Here is a 242-nt window from a genome sequence, read left to right as displayed (position 1 = left end):
AGACCGACCAGTTTGTCAGGTCCTACTCCCTGTGCTTGAAGCACTCGTGCCAGCGAATTCGCCCGTTCATTCAGCTCCCGATACGTCAGACGCTGATGTCCAAATACCAATGCCACCTGATCCGGCGTACACTCCACCTGCTCCTCGAACAGCTGATGGATCGTCTGATGAGACGGAAATGCACAAGCGGTATCATTAAAGGCCGCTGTAATTTGCTGTTTTTCCGCTGCTGTGAGTAGTTC

1 protein-coding gene is annotated in these 242 nt (G+C 52.5%); it reads right to left on the bottom strand.

Annotated elements, in window-relative coordinates; translation table 11 throughout:
• Nucleotides 1-242: AMP-binding protein (locus HFD99_RS25300; RefSeq protein ID WP_167441107.1), on the bottom strand; the 242-nt coding region annotated here is incomplete at both ends.

This window comes from Paenibacillus sp. EKM301P (assembly GCF_011800295.1).
In the GTDB taxonomy this organism is placed as follows: Bacteria; Bacillota; Bacilli; order Paenibacillales; family Paenibacillaceae; genus Paenibacillus; species Paenibacillus polymyxa.
Note: the sequence above shows the minus strand (reverse complement) of the source record. Positions and strands in the feature narration are given on the sequence as shown.